This window comes from Qipengyuania flava (genome assembly GCF_019448255.1).
Lineage (GTDB): Bacteria > Pseudomonadota > Alphaproteobacteria > Sphingomonadales > Sphingomonadaceae > Qipengyuania > Qipengyuania flava_A.
Genome location: NZ_CP080410.1, coordinates 2814278 through 2828822 on the forward strand (window position 1 = coordinate 2814278; position 14545 = coordinate 2828822).

Sequence of the window (14545 nt, forward strand, 5' to 3'; positions counted from 1 at the left end):
GGGAACAGCGAGAGACGCCCGGACGCCTGACGGCCTCCGGGCGTTTTTCTATGCGCCAGGCGTCTAGCCCTTGACCAGCCCCGCAAAATCGAGACCGCTCGGCTCCTGGAATACGCGCAGGCCAAACTCGGGCAGGATCGCCAGCAGGTGATCGAAAATGTCGGCCTGGATTCCTTCGTATTCGTTCCAGTCGGTGGTGTTGGTGAAGCAATAGATTTCGAGCGGCAGGCCCTGTGGGCCAGGCTCGAGCTGGCGGACGAGCAAGGTGAACGCGCCCGATGCGATCCGCGGATGGCTCTTGAGATAGGCGATCACATAGGCGCGCAGCGTGCCGAGATTTGTCATCCGCCGCGCGTTTACACCGTCGCTGTCGCCCGACAGCTCGCTTTCGTTCCAGACACGGATTTCCTCTTCCTTGCGGGCAATATGGTCGTCGAGGAGCCGGAAACGGCGCAGGCCCTCGACCTCGCCCCCGGTCAGGAAGCGCACCGAGTTCTGATCGAGATAGAGCGCCCGCTTGATCCGGCGGCCCCCGGCATCGCTCATACCGCGCCAGTTGCGGTAGCTGTCGGAAATCAGCCGGTGCGTCGGGATCGTCGTGATGGTCTTGTCGAAATTCTGGACCTTCACCGTGTGGAGCGCGATATCGATGACGTCCCCGTCGGCGTTCATGCCCGGCATCTCGATCCAGTCGCCTACGCGCAGCATGTCGTTGCTGGTAAGCTGGACGCTGGCGACGAGGCTGAGGATCGTGTCCTTGAACACCAGCAGCAACACCGCCGCCATGGCGCCGAGGCCCGACAAGAGGAGCAGCGGCGATTCGTCGATAAGCGCCGACACCATGACGATCGCGGCGCCGAAATAGATCGCGATCTTGAGGACCTGTACGTAGCCCTTGATCGGGCGGCTGCGCGCCTCGGGCCGGCGGCGGTAGAGCTCGTCGGCATAGTCGAGCGCGCCGCTTACCCCCATCGCCACCGACAGCACGATCAGCGCCTGGGCGACGTTGTGGATCACGGTGACGACCGAGGGAAGCAGGTGGGGCACCAGCAAGATGCCCTGCGAGACGAGCAGCAACGGCGCAGCCGTGGCGGCACGAGCGGCGGCCCTGTCCGCCGTGTCGCTTCGCCGGTCGAGGAATGGGGCGGCTGCCCTCAGCAAGACCTTTTTGAGCAGCCAGTTCACGGCCAGCGCGGCGAGCGCGAGCCCGATCAACGCGATGGCAGACTGAAGCCATAAGGCGAGCTGCGAATAGTCTTCTAAGATACCCTGCATGGCGGGCGACCTAGCCGTTTGCCCGGCGCCCTTTCAACCCCGCGCCACCCGCCTGCATTTTCCCACTCCCCGCCAATCGCGAATCGCTGTAGAAGCCGCTGGTATCAATAGCGAAAGGCCAACCCCCGCAATGGAGGTGCTTGGTTTTGATCTGGGGCCCATCGTCCCCTTTATTCTCATCGGTTTCCTGGCACAGATGGTCGACGGCGCGCTCGGCATGGCCTTCGGCGTCATCACCAATACGCTGATGGTCGGCTTGCTGGGCGTCCCCCCTGCCCTCGCTTCGCAGCGTGTGCATCTGGTGGAATGCTTCACCACAGCAACGTCGGGCATCAGCCACCTGCTGCACGGCAATATCGACAAGCGGCTGTTCTTCCGTCTGCTGATCCCGGGCGTGATCGGAGGGCTTGTCGGCAGCTACCTGCTGACTGCGGTGGACGGCGATGTGATTAAACCTTTCGTGCTGATTTATCTCGCCGCAATCGGCGTTTGGCTGCTGGTGCGGGGCCTGCTCTATCCGCCCAAGCTGCGCGAGGCGAAGCATGTTGCACCCTTGGGCCTCGTTGGCGGCTTCCTCGATTCGGCGGGCGGCGGCGGGTGGGGTCCGGTCGTCACCTCCAACCTGCTCGTGCAGGGCGCCGAACCGCGCAAGGTGGTGGGCACGGTCAACTCGGTCGAATTCTTCCTCACGCTGACTATTTCGGCGAGCTTTGCCTTCCATATGGGCATTTCGCATATCGCCGGCCCGACGCTGGGCCTGATCGTGGGCGGGATTGCCGCAGCCCCCTTCGGCGCAATGGCGGCAAAGCACTTCAGCCCAAAGCTCATGCTGGTCCTCGTCGGCGTGGCGCTTAGCGCGACCAGCGCCTACGGCATCTGGACGGCGTGGGGGTAGGCCGCTAGTCCGCCGCGCCATGAGCGCATTTAAGGAAGGCGATCCGACCACTCTCAACCGGCTTTACGGTCGCAGCCAGGGCAAACCCCTGCGCGCGGCCCAGCAGGAGCTGGTCGACAAGTTGCTGCCGCAGATCGCCGTGCCCGCCGAATGTCCGGTCACGTCCGAGGCCCTGTTCGGCTTTGAGCGCCCGCTGCATTTCGAGATCGGCTTCGGCGGCGGCGAGCATATGGCCGAGCGCGCGGACCTCTTGCCCGATCACGGCTTCATCGGGGCCGAGCCCTTCGTCAACGGCGTTGCCCAGGCGCTGACCCATGTGCGCGACCGCACGCTTGCCAATGTCCGCATCCACCATGGCGACGCGCTCGAAGTGCTGCGCCGCGTGCCCGATGGCGGGCTGACCATGCTCTACCTGCTGCACCCCGATCCCTGGCCGAAGAACAAGCACGCCAAGCGCCGCATGATGAACGATGGCCCGGTGCAGATGTTTGCCGACAAGATCAAACCGGGCGGCGAATTCCGCTTCGGCACCGACCACCCGGTCTACCTGCGCCACGCGCTGATGGTCATGCGCCGCTTTACCGATCAGTTCGAATGGGTCGTGGACGGGCCTGCAAGCTGGCAGAACCGCCCTTCGGGCTGGCCCGAAACGCGCTACGAGCACAAGGCGCGCACCGTCTATGGTCACGAGGTCTGGTACTTCCGCTTCCGCCGGAAATAGGCGGGAACCCTCGCCGTCCTCATGCGCTAGCCCAACACGCAGTGGGAGCAGAACGGCATGAGCGGCAAATCCATCTTCATCGTCGGCGCATCGCGCGGCATCGGGCTAGGCCTTGCGCGCGAGTTCCTGTCCCGCGGCTGGTCGGTCATCGCCAGCGAGCGGAGCCCGAGCGAGGAGCTCCATGCCCTGGCAGGCGAAGGCCTGCGTATCGTGACTGCCGATGTGACCGTTCCGGAAAGCTATGACAGCCTGGACCTGGGCCTTGGCTCGCTCGACTGCCTCTTCATCAACGCCGGTATTTCCGGCGCCAAGCACCAGTCGAGCGAACAGGCTACGAACGACGAAGTGGCCGAGGTGATGATGACCAACGCCTTCGGCCCGGCCCGCGCGGCCAAGCGCCTCCTGCCTTCGGTCCGGGATGGCGGCACGCTCGCCTTCATGACCTCGCAGCTGGGCTCGATCGCCAACAACACCGGCGGGTTCGAACTGTACCGTGCAAGCAAGGCGGCGCTCAACATGCTGGCCAAGGGCATTGCCGAGCAGAACGCGGGCCCGCGCGGGATCGGAACGCTCGCGCTGCATCCGGGCTGGGTCCAGACCGACATGGGCGGTCCCAACGCAACGCTCACGGTCGATGAAAGCGTGACCGGCCTTGCCGATGTGGTCGAAGGCGCCAGCGGCAAGGGCTTTCGCTACACCGACTATGCCGGCGAGGACCTGCCGCTTTAGGCGAGGCAAGATCCGAGGGTCGCGATCAGCGCCTCGGTATCGGCATCGGTGTTGTAGAGATGCGGGGTCACACGCAGTGAGCTGCCCCGCAGCGACACATGCACCTGGGCCTCGGCCAGCCGCTCGGTCAGGCCTTCCGGCACGCCTTCGGGGAACTCCAGCGCCAGGAAATGCGGCGCGCGGGTGCCGATCGGGGCGCTTGTCAGGCCCAGGCCGGCCGCCGCATCGGCAATCGCCTGCGTGCGGGCCGCCAGGGTCTCCGAAATCGCATCGACGCCGAATTCCAGCAGGAAAGCGCAGGCCGCGCGCGCGCCCATGAGCAGCGGAGGGTTGGACTTCTCGCCCATGTCGAACCGCCGCGCGCCCGGCTGGAAATCCTCGCGATAGTCGACCAGCCGGGCGAAATCCTCCGAACCCGCGCGGTTGATCCAGTTGTGCTCCAGCGGCGTACCGCCATGGTGCCTGGGATCGACGTAGAGCATGCCGATCCCATAGGGCCCCATCATCCACTTGTAGCAGGCAGCCACGGCGAAATCGGGCTGCACCGCGGCGAAATCCAGCGGTGCTGCGCCGAGCGACTGGGTGAGGTCGAGTACCAGCGCCGCCCCCACCGCGCGGCATCGCTCGCCAACCGCGACAAGGTCGACGACGCGCCCGTCGGCCCAGTGATTGTGGGGCAGCGCGGCGATAGCTGTGCGTTCGTCGATCGCCTCCAGCACCGCCCCGGTCCAGTCGTCCTGGCTGGGGCGCTTGACCGCCACCACCTCGCCGCCTTTGCGCGCGGCAAGCTCGCGCCAGGCGTAGACGTTGGACGGGAACTGGTCGGCCAGAGTGACGATCCGCTGCCCGCGTTCCAGCGGCAGGTTCGCTGCTGCGGTCGCTAGCGCGTAGCTAACCGAAGGAACGATCGCGACGCATTCTGCCGAAACCCCGGCCACCTCGGAGGCGGCGCTGCGGAAGTCCTCGGAAACCGTGAAGAAGTCCGCCGGGCGAAAGTTCCACGGATGCTCCTTGAGCCGTGCGCCCTCCACCATCGCAGCGCTCACGGTGTCCGCCAACGGCGCCATATAGGCGCAGTTGAGGTAATGCACCGGCTCCGGAATGGCGAAGCGATGGGCCTGCGAGGCGATCACGGCGTCAGCCAACCACTCCGGCGCTCGCCAGCACGGCCAGCGTCAGCACGTCGGGCGCAATCGCCGTCATCGGGGCGATCTGGACCGGCTTTTCCATCCCGATCATCATCGGGCCGACCATGGTTTCGCCGGCCAGTTCGCGCAGCAGCTTTGCCGAGAGGTTCGCCGATTGCAGGCCGGGCATGACGAGCACGTTCGCCGGGCCCGAGAGACGGCTGAAGGGATAGAGCTTCGCCACCGTGGGGTTGAGCGCTACGTCGGGTGCCATCTCGCCTTCGTACTCGAAACCCGGATCCTCGGCGTCGAGGATGGCGACCGCCTCGCGGATGTTGTCGAGCCACTGGCCCGACGGGTTGCCGAAGGTCGAATAGGACAGGAAGGCAACGCGCGGTTCGTGCCCCATGCGGCGCGCGACGGCGGCGGTTTCCTTCGCGATATGCGCGAGCTCTTCGGCACTCGGCCGTTCATTGATCGTGGTATCGGCGAGGAACACGGTGTTGTTCTTGCCGATCATCATGTGGATGCCGAACGGTACCGCACCGGGCTTGGGATCGAGCACCCGGCCCACTTCGCGCGCGGTCTGCGCAAAGGTGCGGGTAAGGCCCGAAATCATGCCGTCGCCATGGCCAAGCGCGACCAGCAGCGCGGCAAAGACGTTGCGCTCCTGGTTGACCATGCGACCGATGTCACGCTCGGTATAGCCGCGGCGCTGGAGGCGTTCGTAGAGGAACTCGACCATGGCCGGCACCTTGTCCGACACGTTCGAGTTCTCGATGATCCAGTCGTCGGGATCGTCCACCGCCAGCTCGACCAGCTTCTCGCGCACCTTCTCGGTACGTCCGACAAGGATCGGCGTGCCGTAGCCGAAATCGCGGAACTGGATCGCGGCGCGCAGGGCCACATCCTCTTCCGCTTCGGCAAAGACCATGCGCTTGGGATTGGCCTTGGCCTGCTCGTAGATGTTCGTGAGAGCGGCGGTGGTGGGATTGAGGCGCGATTTGAGCGCGTGGATGTATTCGTCGAAATCGGCGATCGGGGCCTGTGCGACGCCGGTCTCCATCGCGGCCTTGGCGACCGCGCTGGACACCACTTCCATCAGTCGCGGATCAAAGGGCGCGGGGATGATGTATTCCTCGCCGAACTGGTGCGTCACGCCGTAAGCGGCCGCCACTTCCTCGGGCACGCGTTCGCGGGCAAGTTCGGCAATGGCGCGCGCGGCGGCGATCTTCATCTCTTCGTTGATCGCGGTCGCCTGCACATCCAGCGCCCCGCGGAAGATGAAGGGGAAGCCAAGCACGTTGTTGACTTGGTTGGGATAGTCGCTGCGCCCGGTGGCGATAATCGCGTCAGGGCGCACGGCCTTGGCGTCTTCCGGCATGATTTCCGGGACCGGGTTGGCCATGGCGAAGATGATCGGCTTGTCGGCCATCTTGGCGACCCATTCGGGCTTGAGCGCGCCGGCGGCCGAAAGACCTAGGAAGATGTCCGCGCCTTCCAGCGCCTCTTCCAGGTTGGCGGCCTTGGTATCGACCGCGTGGGCGCTCTTCCACTGGTCCACATTGTCGCGGCCGGGCGTGATCGGACCCGAGCGGTCGCACACGATCACGTTTTCGTGCGGGATGCCGATCGCCTTGATCAGCGCGGTGCAGGCGAGCGCCGATGCGCCCGCGCCGTTCACCACCATCCGGCAATCCTTGAGGTCGCGGCCGGTCAAATGACAGGCGTTGATGAGGCCGGCTGCCGCAATGATTGCAGTACCGTGCTGGTCATCGTGCATCACCGGGATGTTCATCTTCTCGCGCAGCGCCTGCTCGATGATGAAGCATTCGGGTGCGGCGATGTCTTCGAGGTTGATGCCGCCGAAGCTCGGCTCCATCAGCGCAACCGCGTTGATGAAGGCCTCTGGATCCTCCGTGTCGAGCTCGAGGTCGATCGAATCGACGTCGGCAAAGCGCTTGAACAGCACCGCCTTGCCTTCCATCACCGGCTTCGAGGCCAGCGCGCCAAGGTTGCCGAGGCCGAGAATGGCCGTACCGTTCGAAATCACGGCCACAAGGTTCGAGCGAGCGGTGTAGCGGGCCGCATCCGCCGGGTTCTCCGCAATCGCTTCCACCGGCGCCGCAACGCCGGGCGAGTAGGCCAGGCTCAGGTCGCGTTGGCTGGCCATCGGCTTGGAGGCGATGATCTCGATCTTACCGGGACGAATCGTCTCGTGGTAGAACAGCGCCTCGCGAGTGGTGAATGCGGATTTTTCGTCGGCCATCGGCGTTCCCTTGTCTTTCGCGCCCGCCCCTAAACGGTTGAGGCCGGAAGTCATAGGGGAAAGGGCGCGCGCGCGACTCCCGAATCGGCGCGCCGCTCGCTAGGCCCGACACCATGTCGTCCGCGCCAACCCCGATGATGCAGCAATACCTCGGCCTCAAAAGCGAGGCGGGCGATGCGCTGCTGTTCTACCGCATGGGCGATTTCTTCGAGCTGTTTTTCGAGGACGCCAAGATCGCCAGTCAGGTGCTCGACATCGCGCTCACCACGCGCGGCGAACACGCGGGCGAGCCCGTGCCCATGTGCGGGGTGCCGGTGCATTCGGCGGAAGGGTATCTCGCGCGCCTCATCAAGGGCGGGTGTCGGGTCGCCATTGCCGAGCAGACCGAGACACCGGACGAGGCGAAGGAGCGCGCCAGGCGCGAAGGCACGCCAGTTTCCAAAGCGCTGGTCGCACGCGATATCGTGCGCTTCGTCACCGCCGGTACGCTGACCGAGGAAGCGCTGCTCGAACCGCGGCGCGCGAATTTGCTGGTGGCGATCGCGCCCGTGCGCGACGGGATCGGCCTTGCCGCCTGCGACATCTCGACCGGGCGCATGGAGCTTGAGGAATGCGAGCCGGTGGCGCTCGACGCGGCGCTGGCACGCCTGGGGCCAAGCGAGGTGGTTGCGCCCGAGGACTGGGACGCGGCGCCTGCCGAGGTCATCGAGCGCCCGCGCAGCGATTTTCGCAGCGAAGACGGCGAAGCGCGGCTGAAGACGCTCCACGGCCTTGCGACGCTCGACGGCCTGGGCAGTTTCTCGCGCCCGATGCTGGCGGCGGCGGCGGGCCTCATCGCCTATCTCGACCACGCAGGGCGCGGCACGCTGCCCTTCCTCCTGCCGCCGGTTGCACGCGGCAGCGGCGCGCATCTCGCCATGGATGCTGCCACGCGCACCAGCCTTGAGATACTCGAAGCACAGAGCGGCGGGCGCGCGGGCAGCCTCATCGCCTGTGTCGACCGCTGTTCGACCGGCGCGGGCGCGCGCCAGCTCGCCGAAGACCTTTCCGCTCCGCTGGCCGATCGCAGCGCCATCGAGGCGCGGCTTGCCAGCGTGCAGCATTTCGTGGCCGATCCGCTGCTGCGCGCAGACCTGCGCGCCATCCTGCGCCAAGCGCCCGACATTGGCCGCGCGCTGGGCCGGCTCGTGGCTGGTCGCGGAAGTCCGCGCGACCTTGGCCAGATCCGCGACGGCCTTGCTGAAGCGCAGCGTGTTAGGTCCCTGCTCGAGGCGAGCGCCGACACGCCCGAGCTGCTCGCCCGCATGGCCGACGCGCTCGGCGGTCATGGTGCTCTGATCGACCATCTCGCGCGCGCCCTCGTTCCCTCGCCCCCGACCGAGAGGTCGCAAGGCGGCTTCATCGCGGCCGGCTACGACCACGCGCTCGACGCGCTGCGCGAGACAAGCGGCAATGCGCGCAAGGCCATCGCCGCGCTGGAAGCCAAGTATCGCGAGGAAACGGACACCGCCTCGCTCAAGATCAAGCACAACAAGGTGCTGGGCTATTTCATCGAAGTGCCCGCCAAGCACGGCGACAAGCTGATGGCCGCCGACAGCGGGTTTGCCCACCGCCAGACCATGGCAGGCGCCGTGCGGTTCAACTCGGTCGGCCTGCACGAAGAGGCGACCCGCATCGCAGAGGCTGGCGCGCACGCCCTTGCCGCCGAAGACGGGCATTTCGATGCGCTAGTCGGAGAAGTATCCGCAGCCCGCGAGGCCATAGCCGCCACCGCCGCAGCGCTCGCCCGGATCGATGTGAGCGCGGGGCTCGCCGAGCGCGCGGTCGAGGGCGACTGGGCGCGGCCCGAAATGGTCGACCAGGCCTGCCTCGAACTGGAAGGGGGCCGCCATCCGGTAGTCGAACAGGCGCTGGCTAAATCAGGCGAACGCTTTGTCGCCAACGACTGCACGCTCAGCGCAAGCGATCGCCTGTGGCTGATCGGCGGCCCGAACATGGGCGGTAAGTCGACCTTCCTGCGGCAGAACGCGCTCATCATCCTGCTTGCGCAGGCTGGCAGCTTCGTCCCTGCGGCGCGCGCGCGGATCGGCCTTGCCGATCGCCTGTTCAGCCGGGTCGGCGCATCCGATAATCTCGCGCGCGGCAGGTCGACCTTCATGGTCGAGATGGTGGAGACGGCCGCGATCCTCAGCCAGGCGACCAAGCGCAGTTTCGTCATCCTCGACGAGGTCGGGCGCGGCACCTCCACCTATGACGGAATGGCGCTGGCCTGGGCCGTCGTGGAAGTGGTGCACGAACAGCTCCAATGCCGCTGCCTCTTTGCCACCCACTATCACGAGCTTTCGCGGCTTGCCGACACCTGCGGCGCGCTGAGCCTGCACCATGTCCGGGCGCGCGAATGGAAGGGCGACCTCGTGCTGCTGCACGAGCTGGCGCAGGGCGCGGCCGACCGGAGCTACGGGCTCTCCGTGGCTAAGCTGGCCGGCGTTCCAGCGCCTGTCATCAAGCGCGCGAAAGCGGTCCTCGAAAAGCTGGAGAAGGGGCGCGAGGCGACCGGCGGCCTTGCCGCGGGACTCGGTGACTTGCCGCTGTTTTCAGCAACCGCAGAGGCGCCGGACGAAGAGACCGACGAACTGCGCGATGCGGTCGAAGCGCTCGACGTGGACGCGCTCAGTCCCCGGGAAGCGCTCGAGATTCTATATGAATTCAAGGTAAAGGCGGCCGAAACCAAGGCTTAACGCCCCTGCTGTAAAGTGGCCATCTATGGAAGATGGTCTGTTCACCAAGCAGGGCAAGAAGCTCCTCATGATCGGGGTGTTCCTCTGGTTCGTCGCCGCGCTCGTCGGCCGCGAAGAGGATCCCGGCGTGATCGCGAACCTTGCCGAAGACGGCTCGGCGCCCAGCGCTACGGCCGCCGCGCCCATGCCTGTTGTGGCGCAGCCCTCGGCATCGGTGGTTCGCAAGCCGGCCCCGGCACCGCGTCGCCAGGACCCGGGCCTTTCCAGCTGGTACGCCGAAGCCGACAGCGGCGGCGGCGCAATGGAGCCGACCCCGGTTGCTCCGACTCCGGTCGACAACAGCCACCTCGTCAACGACGCGCGCCCGATCGCTGCCGCCGCGCCCATCGGCTGACCTTCACGGAACGTCCCGGCGGCCCGCCCATTGATCGGGCATGGCGCAAGACGACCCTCCCCCGAAAGCCGACAAGTCCACGCAGTGGGCAGAGTTCCGCACGGACCTTGCCGAGGACCGCAACATCATGGCGATGGAGCGGACCTTCGCCGGGTGGATGCGAACCGCCTTTGCCGCCATCGGTATCGGCCTGGGTTTCCGAGCGCTGTTCGGCGAATGGGACCCGGCCTGGCTGCCGAAGCTCATCGCTACGGTTTTCATCCTTGGCGGCGGGTGGCTGGCGATCACGGCGGAACGCCGCGCGTGCAAGACGCTCGAGCGGCTCGACACGCATGAATTCGAGGCGATCTCGACCCCGAACTTCAAGGTCATGGCCTACGCCATCGCTACCGGCTCGGTAGTCCTGACAGTAGGCCTCTGGATCCTGACGACCGGCGCTTAGGTGCCGTCACCGCGCAGCCCGTCGGGCTTGCGCGCCTCGCCGTATTTGTCGACGTTGTCGTCGTGGTTGGGTTCGCCGGTGTACGCGTCCATGTCGATCCGGCCCGAACTTTCCATGTCACGCATGTGATCGATGGTGTCCTGGGTGGAATCGTTCATCAGGCCGGATGAATTGGGGCCCTTGGTGCTTTCGGTCGGCGAAGCCGTCTCGCTCGTCACCTGCTGCGCCTGCTCGGCCACTTCCTGGGCCTGGTTGCGGTGATCGTCCTGCTCGTCGTTATGCGTTTCGGGCGCGAGGCCCGCCTGGCGCATTTCCTGGCTTTCGGCTTCGGTCGTACTCATCGAATGTCTCCTTTGGGAGATCAACGAGGAGCGGGGTGCGAGGGTTCCGTTTTTTGTGGGGTGCGCCCTCGACATCCGTCGAAGGCTTGCGGCTGCTCCATCCCGCTCCCGGAGCTTTTGTTGCGTGCGTGAAGCGCATCCGCGCTTCCCTTTGCTGTTCCGTCCCACGCCCCCTCCCGACCACCCACGGAAGTATGCTCAATGGGTGGTCGGGAGGGGGCGTGGGACGGAACAGCAAGCCCTCGACGGATGTCGAGGGCGCACCCAAAAAAACTCTAACGCGTCGGAACCGGCATTTCGCCCGAGTAATCGTAGAACCCGCGGCCGGTCTTGCGGCCGAGCCATCCGGCTTCGACATACTTCACCAGCAGCGGTGCGGGCCGGTACTTCGCATCGCGGGTGGTCTTGTAGAGCACCATGATGATGTCGAGGCAGGTATCGAGGCCGACGAAATCGGCGAGCTGCAGCGGGCCCATCGGGTGATTGAGGCCGAGGCGGCAGCCCTTGTCGATGTCCTCGATCCCCGCGGTCGACTGGCCGAGGACGAAGATCGCTTCGTTGATCATCGGCAGGAGGATACGGTTGACGACGAAGCCGGGTTCGTCCTGACTGAGGACCACTTCCTTGCCCAGGCTTTCGGCAAAGGCGGTCGTGCGGTCGGTGGTCGCCTGCGCGGTGGCGAGGCCGGGGATGACCTCGATCAGCTTCATCACCGGGACCGGGTTGAAGAAGTGCAGGCCGATGAAACGCGCCGGGTCGGGCGAATAGTTCGCCATGCGCGTGATCGGGATCGAGCTGGTGTTCGAGGCCATGATCGCGTCGGCGGCGAGCATTTGGCCGGCCTTCTCGAAGATCGCCTTCTTGATCTCTTCTTTCTCGGTCGCCGCTTCGATGATCAGGCTTGCGTCCTGCATCGGGGCGTAATCGCCGACCGGGGTGATGCGCTTGAGCGTCGCTTCGGCATCGGCAATTTCCATCTTGCCCTTGCCGACCAGTTTGCCGAGGCCCTTGTCGATACCGGCGACCGCTTTCTCTGCGACCTCGAGGCTGACGTCGGCCAGCAGCACGTCCATGCCGTGCGCGGCCACGGTCTGGGCAATGCCCGAACCCATCTGGCCCGCGCCGATGATAGCGACCGTCTTGTTCATCGAATTCATCCTTCGCATGTGCAGCAAAGCGTGTGCACTAGCGAAGGCTGGAGGTGCTGGCTAGCGCGCTATGCGCGATTGGCGCCCGGAACCCACTTCACATCGCCCTTGCCATCACCGTTCGCGACCCGCGCAAGGACGAAGAGATAGTCCGAAAGGCGGTTGATATAGGCGAGCGCCTGCGGGTTGGTGGCGACCGCGCTGGCCATGGCGGTCATGGCGCGTTCGGCACGGCGGGCGGCGGCGCGGGCGACATGGAGGCGCGCGGCGGCTTCGCTGCCACCGGGAAGGACGAAGCTGGTCAGCGGCTCGAGCCGCGCGTTCGCCTCGTCGATAGCGCCTTCGAGCCATTCGACCTGCGAGGCGACGACGCGCAGGACCATCTCCGAAGGCGCGAAATCCTCGTCTTCGCCTGCAGGCGTTGCGAGGTCGGCGCCAAGGTCGAACAGGTCGTTCTGGATGCGATAGAGGGCTTCGGCGTGCGGGCCATCGGCCAGCGCCACGGCGGCAAGACCGAGCGCGGAGTTCGCCTCGTCCACCGCGCCGATCGCTTCCATGCGCGCATCGTGCTTGGGCAGGCGCGACCCGTCGACGAGGCCGGTGGTCCCGTCATCGCCGGTGCGGGTGTAGATCTTGGTGAGCTTGACCACGAAAGCGGTCGGCTCAGTTCGCGATGCCGAGCAGCACGGCAACGATCACGATGGCGATCGCCTGGTACTTCACGCGGGCGAACATGGCCTTGTTCTGCGCCAGCTGCATATCGGTCGCGTCGGTCTGCTCGCCGCTTTCCAGATCGATCTTGGTGCTCTTGAGGAACGCCACGATGCCGCGGACAAGCGACACGACCACGAGAACCATGATGATGCCGAGGACGATGGTGAGGAATGTTGTCATAGCCCCACGGATTTAGGCGTTGATAAGCGAAATACCAGCCGGAAAACGGCGCAAGCGCAGTTGCTCGGCAAGCAACAGTCCATCTTCGCCGCCCTCGCGGCGGTCGGCGAGCGAGGGCGATCCGCGCCGCTTGGCAAGCTTCTGCCCGCCCCCGTCGGTCAGCAATCCATGGTGGTGCCAGCGGGGCACGGGCAGGCCCAGCAGCGCCTGCAGCAGGCGGTGGATATGGCTCGCGGCGAAGAGGTCCGCCCCGCGCGTCACCAGCGTGACCCCGTCGGCCGCATCGTCGAGCGTGGCGGCGAGGTGATAGCTCGCCGGCGCGTCCTTGCGCACGATCACCACATCGCCCGCCTCGCGCGGGTCGGCGAGCTGGCTGCCTGCCAGTTCATCCTCCCAGGCAAGCTCCCCGCAATCGGCCATCGCCCGCGATACGTCGAGGCGCAGCGCGGCGGGCTTTTCGGGATCGAGCAGGCGGCCCTTGCAGGTGCCGGGATAGATCGCGCCTTGCGAGCCCAGCCGTGGCTCCAGCGCCTCGATCTCGGCCCGGGTGCAGGTGCAGGGGTAGAGGTAGCCGCGTTCCAAGAGGCCGCGCGCGGCGTCCTCGTAGGCGTCCAGCCGGGTCGATTGCGCGGGCACCTCCTCCCATTCAAGACCGAGCCATTCGAGATCGCGGCGGAATTCATCCGCCAGCTCGGGCCGCGAGCGCGGGCCATCGATATCCTCGATCCGCAGCAGGAACCGCCCGCCCGCCTGCTGCGCCAGATCATGCGCGACGATCGCCGAATAGGCGTGGCCGAGATGCAGCGGGCCGTTGGGGCTGGGAGCGAAGCGGGTGACGGTCAATTGGGCGCGCCCTGTCGGCAGGATGGTGGAAAGGCTGTGGATAGCCTGTCTGTAACAGTCTTGACCCTTTCCCGTGCAAGTGCATTTTTCAAGCCAAGAGATCGGGAGGGACGCACGACGTGTTCAAGGCCGAACTGCTTGAAAGGGCCGCACGGTTCCGCAGCTGCGAGGACGACCCGACGCGCAATTTGCAGTCGTGTCCCAGCCTCGTCCTCAACGCGGACTACACGCCGCTTTCCTATTATCCGCTAAGCCTGTGGCCGTGGCAGACGGCGATCAAGGCGATCTTCCTCGACCGGGTCGACGTGATTGCGACCTACGACCGCGAAGTGCACTCGCCCTCTCTCGACATGAAGATCCCCAGCGTGATCGCGCTGAAGCAATATGTGAAACCGAGCGAGTTTCCCGCCTTCACGCGCTTCAACCTGTTCCTGCGCGACCGGTTCAGCTGTCAGTTCTGCGGCGACATGAACAACCTCACCTTCGACCACGTGGTCCCGCGCCGCCTGGGCGGCAAGACCACGTGGGAGAACATCGCCACCGCCTGCGCGCCCTGCAACATGAAGAAAGGCGGCCGCACGCCGAAACAGGCCGGGATGCGGCTCTACAACGAGCCGATCCGCCCGACGCACTGGCAGCTGCAGCAGCATGGCAAGATGTTCCCGCCGAACTACCTCCACGAGACGTGGCGCGACTGGCTCTACTGGGACATCGAGCTGGAAGCGTAGG

General features: G+C 65.9%; 15 protein-coding genes. 7 read left to right on the top strand and 8 right to left on the bottom strand.

The window, feature by feature from the left end:
- Positions 1 to 63 precede the first annotated feature (63 nt).
- The gene (locus KUV82_RS13925; RefSeq protein WP_219954832.1) at positions 64 to 1275 is read right to left on the bottom strand and encodes a mechanosensitive ion channel family protein; all 1212 of its coding nucleotides are present in this window, start codon (positions 1273 to 1275) and stop codon (positions 64 to 66) included.
- Between the two features lie 130 nt (positions 1276 to 1405).
- On the opposite strand from KUV82_RS13925, the gene KUV82_RS13930 reads away from it, so the two are divergent.
- The 3 genes from KUV82_RS13930 to KUV82_RS13940 are packed head-to-tail and all read left to right on the top strand — an operon-like array spanning position 1406 to position 3620.
- Entirely contained in the window at positions 1406 to 2170 is a 765-nt protein-coding gene (locus tag KUV82_RS13930) for a sulfite exporter TauE/SafE family protein (RefSeq protein WP_219954833.1), read from the top strand.
- A gap of 19 nt (positions 2171 to 2189) precedes the next feature.
- Positions 2190 to 2891, top strand: coding sequence for a tRNA (guanine(46)-N(7))-methyltransferase TrmB (trmB, locus tag KUV82_RS13935; RefSeq protein ID WP_219954834.1), 702 nt, complete (start codon positions 2190 to 2192; stop codon positions 2889 to 2891).
- Positions 2892 to 2948: 57 nt separating this feature from the next.
- Positions 2949 to 3620 carry an SDR family NAD(P)-dependent oxidoreductase gene (locus tag KUV82_RS13940; RefSeq protein WP_219954835.1) on the top strand — a complete coding sequence of 224 codons (672 nt, stop codon included), beginning with the start codon at positions 2949 to 2951 and terminating at the stop codon, positions 3618 to 3620.
- On the opposite strand, the gene KUV82_RS13945 is transcribed toward KUV82_RS13940, so the two are convergent.
- Together KUV82_RS13945 and KUV82_RS13950 are read right to left on the bottom strand one after the other, a co-directional pair.
- A complete protein-coding gene (locus KUV82_RS13945; RefSeq protein ID WP_258319774.1) occupies positions 3617 to 4765 on the bottom strand; it encodes an aminotransferase class V-fold PLP-dependent enzyme in 1149 nt (382 codons plus the stop codon). The two genes, KUV82_RS13940 and KUV82_RS13945, sit on opposite strands and share 4 nt — an antisense overlap.
- Positions 4758 to 7016, bottom strand: coding sequence for an NADP-dependent malic enzyme (locus tag KUV82_RS13950; protein WP_219954836.1), 2259 nt, complete (start codon positions 7014 to 7016; stop codon positions 4758 to 4760). Before KUV82_RS13950 ends, KUV82_RS13945 begins: the two co-directional genes overlap by 8 nt.
- A 113-nt stretch (positions 7017 to 7129) precedes the next feature.
- Here KUV82_RS13950 and mutS point away from each other — a divergent pair, with 113 nt between their 5' ends.
- The 3 genes from mutS to KUV82_RS13965 are packed head-to-tail and all read left to right on the top strand — an operon-like array spanning position 7130 to position 10590.
- Positions 7130 to 9754, top strand: coding sequence for a DNA mismatch repair protein MutS (gene mutS / locus KUV82_RS13955; protein ID WP_219954837.1), 2625 nt, complete (start codon positions 7130 to 7132; stop codon positions 9752 to 9754).
- 25 nt (positions 9755 to 9779) lie between these two features.
- Positions 9780 to 10148, top strand: a complete 369-nt coding sequence (locus KUV82_RS13960; protein WP_219954838.1) for a hypothetical protein — start codon at positions 9780 to 9782, stop codon at positions 10146 to 10148.
- 40 nt (positions 10149 to 10188) lie between these two features.
- The gene (locus tag KUV82_RS13965; protein ID WP_219954839.1) at positions 10189 to 10590 is read left to right on the top strand and encodes a YidH family protein; all 402 of its coding nucleotides are present in this window, start codon (positions 10189 to 10191) and stop codon (positions 10588 to 10590) included.
- On the opposite strand, the gene KUV82_RS13970 is transcribed toward KUV82_RS13965, so the two are convergent.
- The 5 genes from KUV82_RS13970 to gluQRS form a co-directional block, all read right to left on the bottom strand.
- On the bottom strand, positions 10587 to 10931 hold the full coding sequence (locus KUV82_RS13970; protein ID WP_219954840.1) for a hypothetical protein: 345 nt from the start codon (positions 10929 to 10931) through the stop codon (positions 10587 to 10589). The genes KUV82_RS13965 and KUV82_RS13970 overlap by 4 nt on opposite strands.
- A 275-nt stretch (positions 10932 to 11206) precedes the next feature.
- Positions 11207 to 12079: a 3-hydroxyacyl-CoA dehydrogenase NAD-binding domain-containing protein gene (locus tag KUV82_RS13975; protein WP_219954841.1), complete on the bottom strand. Its 873-nt coding sequence runs from the start codon at positions 12077 to 12079 to the stop codon at positions 11207 to 11209.
- Between the two features lie 68 nt (positions 12080 to 12147).
- Complete coding sequence (locus tag KUV82_RS13980; protein ID WP_219954842.1) at positions 12148 to 12729, bottom strand: cob(I)yrinic acid a,c-diamide adenosyltransferase; 582 nt, start codon at positions 12727 to 12729, stop codon at positions 12148 to 12150.
- Between the two features lie 13 nt (positions 12730 to 12742).
- Positions 12743 to 12973, bottom strand: a complete 231-nt coding sequence (locus tag KUV82_RS13985; protein WP_219954843.1) for a hypothetical protein — start codon at positions 12971 to 12973, stop codon at positions 12743 to 12745.
- 12 nt (positions 12974 to 12985) lie between these two features.
- A complete protein-coding gene (gene gluQRS, locus KUV82_RS13990; protein WP_219954844.1) occupies positions 12986 to 13816 on the bottom strand; it encodes a tRNA glutamyl-Q(34) synthetase GluQRS in 831 nt (276 codons plus the stop codon).
- A gap of 119 nt (positions 13817 to 13935) precedes the next feature.
- On the opposite strand from gluQRS, the gene KUV82_RS13995 reads away from it, so the two are divergent.
- Complete coding sequence (locus KUV82_RS13995; protein ID WP_219954845.1) at positions 13936 to 14544, top strand: HNH endonuclease; 609 nt, start codon at positions 13936 to 13938, stop codon at positions 14542 to 14544.
- Position 14545 lies beyond the last annotated feature (1 nt).

Excerpts from the sequence above, each read along its gene's own strand:
- KUV82_RS13970 (WP_219954840.1), bottom strand. The coding sequence starts at position 10,931 with ATGAGTACGACCGAAGCCGAAAGCCAGGAAATGCGCCAGGCGGGCCTC.
- KUV82_RS13975 (WP_219954841.1), bottom strand. The coding sequence starts at position 12,079 with ATGAACAAGACGGTCGCTATCATCGGCGCGGGCCAGATGGGTTCGGGC.
- KUV82_RS13930 (WP_219954833.1), top strand. The coding sequence starts at position 1,406 with ATGGAGGTGCTTGGTTTTGATCTGGGGCCCATCGTCCCCTTTATTCTC.
- KUV82_RS13925 (WP_219954832.1), bottom strand. The coding sequence starts at position 1,275 with ATGCAGGGTATCTTAGAAGACTATTCGCAGCTCGCCTTATGGCTTCAG.
- KUV82_RS13940 (WP_219954835.1), top strand. The coding sequence starts at position 2,949 with ATGAGCGGCAAATCCATCTTCATCGTCGGCGCATCGCGCGGCATCGGG.
- KUV82_RS13950 (WP_219954836.1), bottom strand. The coding sequence starts at position 7,016 with ATGGCCGACGAAAAATCCGCATTCACCACTCGCGAGGCGCTGTTCTAC.
- KUV82_RS13965 (WP_219954839.1), top strand. The coding sequence starts at position 10,189 with ATGGCGCAAGACGACCCTCCCCCGAAAGCCGACAAGTCCACGCAGTGG.
- mutS (WP_219954837.1), top strand. The coding sequence starts at position 7,130 with ATGTCGTCCGCGCCAACCCCGATGATGCAGCAATACCTCGGCCTCAAA.
- trmB (WP_219954834.1), top strand. The coding sequence starts at position 2,190 with ATGAGCGCATTTAAGGAAGGCGATCCGACCACTCTCAACCGGCTTTAC.
- KUV82_RS13985 (WP_219954843.1), bottom strand. The coding sequence starts at position 12,973 with ATGACAACATTCCTCACCATCGTCCTCGGCATCATCATGGTTCTCGTG.
- KUV82_RS13960 (WP_219954838.1), top strand. The coding sequence starts at position 9,780 with ATGGAAGATGGTCTGTTCACCAAGCAGGGCAAGAAGCTCCTCATGATC.